The following is a 3,485-nucleotide window of genomic DNA, read 5'->3' on the forward strand; positions in this document are numbered from 1 at the left end:
AGGCGACCCTCGTCGAGCCGCAGCCGGTCGAGCATTGCGCCCGACAGGCCGCTCTTTTGCCCGGCGGCCATGTCCTCGGCATTGGCGACGAGGATGTCGGCGGCGCGCGCGCGGATCGCCGCCGCCGCTGCGACCAGCGCCGCTGCCTTGTCCGCGGTCGGGGTGAGCGCCAGCGCCTTGGCCGCGGCGCGCGCGCGCGCGCCCATGTCGGCGACCAAGGCGGCGGCATCGCCGGGCATCGGCGGGACGGACAGGACTTCGGCGTTCATGGTGCGGCCACTATCATGTTTCGCGTCACTCTCGAAAGCCCCGTTGCGCGGTGCCGCGCGCGGCTTTAGGCAGGGCGCCATGACAGGGGATATCGAGGCTATCGGCGGTGCGGTCACGGCGGGTCTTGCCGCGCATGCGGTCGAATCGCGGCACGGCGGTCCGGCGCACGGCGATGCGCCGCTACGCTGCCTCAACTGCGGCACCAGCCTTGCGGGGTCGCACTGCCATCATTGCGGCCAGCGCGCCGACGTGCACCGCAGCTTCGGCGCGATCGGTCACGACCTTGTCCACGCGATCTTCCATTTCGAGGGCAAGATCTGGAACACGCTGCCGCTGCTGACGTGGCGGCCGGGCGACCTGACGCGCCGCTATATCCACGGCGAGCGGGCGCGCTTCATCTCGCCGCTCGCGCTGTTCCTGTTCGCGGTCTTCCTGACCTACGCGGTGCTCGCGATGGTCGGCAGCGGTGGCGGCTTGGGCGAGGGGCTGAACAAGGCGGCAGCCGAACAGACGCGCACGACGGCGATCAAGGACAGCATGCAGGCCGAGGTGGACCGGATCGACGGCGAACTGGCGAAGGACGGCCTGTCCGCGACCGACCGGCGCGAACTCGAGACCGAGCGCGATGTGCTCCAGAAGAGCGCCGACTATCTCGGGGTCGCGCGCAGTCGCAGCAAGAGCGAGCGCGCCGCCGATCGCGCCGCGGGGCCGCCGGTGCTCGACGATCCGGTCAAACAGGTGACGACGAGCGCCGATTTCATCTCGCGCAACAAGATCGATACCGGCGTCCCCTTCATCGACCATGGGCTGCAGAAGGCGTTCGCGAACCCGCAGCTCGTTCTCTATAAGTTGCAGGCGAACGCCTATAAATTCGCCTGGGCGCTGATCCCGCTGTCGCTGCCTTTCATGTGGCTGCTCTTTCCGTTCAGCCGGCGCTTCCACACATACGATCATTTCGTCTTCGTCACCTATTCGATCTCGTTCATGCTGCTGTTGTTCATCGTGGTGCGGCTGCTCAACCTGACGATTTTCGGCGATCTCGCGACCTTCTTCGCGATGCTCTACGTCCCGTTCCACATGTACCGCCAGCTGCGCGGCGCCTATCGCTCATCGCGGTTCGGATCGCTGGTGCGCGCGACGCTGCTGCTCTTCTTCAGCCTGTTTGCGGTGATCTGGTTCATGCTGCTGCTGCTCGCGGTCGGGATCAGCGGCTAGCGCGAAGCTGTAACAAAGACGGGCCACAGACCCGGCGACGCGGGAGGATATGCGATGCATCAGCTGTGGAACGAAATCGATCGTCGTTTGCTCATCAAGCTCGGCACGGCGGGGCTTGCGGCGCTGTCGCTGCCCGGGGCGGCGGCCGCCGCGATGGCGCAGGGCTTTACCCATGGCGTCGCGAGCGGCGAGCCCGGCGCCAATTCGGTGCTGCTGTGGACGCGCTATGCCGCCGCGAGCGACAGCATGCTGACCGTCGAGCTGTCCGGGACCCCCGATTTCGCGAAGATCGTGGGCGGCGGCAGCGTCACCGCAAAGGGCGAACGCGATCACACCGCCAGGCTTGTCGTCGATGGCCTCGAACCCGGCCGCTGGTATTTCTACCGCTTCGTCGCCCCCGACGGCACGAAATCGGTCACCGGCCGCACGCGCACGCTGCCCGCCGGGCCGACGAGCGCCTTCACCATCGCGCTCTTCTCCTGTTCGAACCTGCCGTTCGGCTGGTTCAACGCCTATGCCCATGCCGCCGCCCGCAACGATATCGACCTCGTCGCCCACGTCGGCGACTATCTCTACGAATATCCGGTCGGCGATTATCCCTCGATCAAGCAGGCGGTGCCAGGCCGCGATATCCAGCCCGCGCACGAGATCGTGGCGCTCGCTGATTACCGCCTCCGCTATGCCGCCTATCGCAGCGATCCCGACCTTCAGCGGCTGCACCAGTTGTTCCCGATGATCGCGCAGTGGGACGATCACGAGTTCACCAACGACACATGGAAGGGCGGCGCGGAGAATCACAACGAAGGTGAGGGCGCATGGCCCGACCGCGCCGCGGCGGCCGAGCGCGCCTATCGCGAATGGATGCCGGTCGCCGATACCCGTTGGCGCGACTATCAGGTCGGCGACCTCGCGACGATCTTCCTTCCGGAAACGCGTGTCACCGGCCGCGACAAGCAATTCGAGGTCGACGAGATCGTTGCGGGCGGCGGCGATGCGGCAACGAAGCTCAAGCAATTCGCCGAGGGCGCGTACCGCGATCCGGCGCGCCAGATGATGGGCGCGGACCAGGAAAAATGGCTGTTCGACGGCTTCGCCAGGTCGACGAAGGCGGGAACGCGCTGGCAGGTCTGCGCGCAACAGGTCGTGATGGGCAGCCTCTTCACCCCGCCCGAGACGAAGGACTGGTTCGGTGCGAACCAGCCCGACTATGTCCGCCGCCGCGTCGAAACATCGCTGCTCGCGGCCAAGGCGGGACTGCCGTTCAATTTCGATGCGTGGGACGGCTATCCCGCCGCGCGCTCGCGCCTGCTCGCCGCGGCGCAGCGCGCCGACGCCGACCTTGTCACCCTGTCGGGCGACAGCCACAATGCCTGGGCGTTCGACCTGGCGCAGGACGGGCGCCCAGCGGGCGTCGAGTTCGCGGGCCATGCGGTCACCTCGCCCGGCTACGAATCGGCGGTGAAGCGCGATCCGGCCGATGTCGCGCGCGCGATGGTCGCCGCCAATCCCGAGCTGAAATGGTGCGACACGTCGCGCCGCGGCTATATGGCGATGACGATCACCCCGGAACGGGTCAGCAACGACTGGCTGTTCGTCGACACGATCAAGGAACGCCGCGCCGCCGCGTCCATCGGGCACAGCACGCAGGTGCTGCGCAACCGCCGGGTGATGAGCGCGGCGTAGGCGGAGGGGGCGGCGGACGTCGATCCGCCGCCGCCCCTTTCACTCACCCTCGTCGCCCCCCGGACGTCGTTCCGTCGCGCCCCTCAGGCAGCGACGAAGCTGTTGATCGACCGATCCTTGCGCACCTTCGCGCCGTCGAACACGGTGCCGTTCATCGCGATCCACACGCCCGGCGCGGCGACCTGCGCGGTGGCCACGGCCAGCCCCAGGTTGAACGTCGCGTCGCTCTCCGCGAAGCGCGCGGGCGCCAGCGCGCCCACCAGCACCACCGTCTTGCCGGTGGCCGCCACCCCCGCCAGCGCGCGGGCGGTATCGGT

3 protein-coding genes and 1 pseudogene are annotated in these 3,485 nt (G+C 68.1%); 2 read left to right on the plus strand and 2 right to left on the minus strand.

The genetic code is table 11. The features are described from left to right. Positions 1–269, minus strand: a pseudogene (proA, locus tag VGD20_RS01410) (gamma-glutamyl-phosphate reductase); the annotation flags it as partial. Between the two features lie 79 nt (positions 270–348). On the opposite strand from proA, the gene VGD20_RS01415 reads away from it, so the two are divergent. Together VGD20_RS01415 and VGD20_RS01420 are read left to right on the plus strand one after the other, a co-directional pair. Further along, positions 349–1,485, plus strand: a complete 1,137-nt coding sequence (locus tag VGD20_RS01415; RefSeq protein ID WP_331132744.1) for a DUF3667 domain-containing protein — start codon at positions 349–351, stop codon at positions 1,483–1,485. Positions 1,486–1,539: 54 nt separating this feature from the next. Further along, the gene (locus VGD20_RS01420; protein ID WP_331132745.1) at positions 1,540–3,168 is read left to right on the plus strand and encodes an alkaline phosphatase D family protein; all 1,629 of its coding nucleotides are present in this window, start codon (positions 1,540–1,542) and stop codon (positions 3,166–3,168) included. An 83-nt stretch (positions 3,169–3,251) separates the two neighbouring features. Here VGD20_RS01420 and VGD20_RS01425 read toward each other — a convergent pair. After that, positions 3,252–3,485 (minus strand): asparaginase domain-containing protein (locus VGD20_RS01425; RefSeq protein ID WP_331132746.1); only part of this gene is annotated, 234 nt, incomplete at its 5' end.

This window comes from Sphingopyxis sp. (assembly GCF_036402335.1).
Taxonomy (GTDB): Bacteria; Pseudomonadota; Alphaproteobacteria; order Sphingomonadales; family Sphingomonadaceae; genus Sphingopyxis.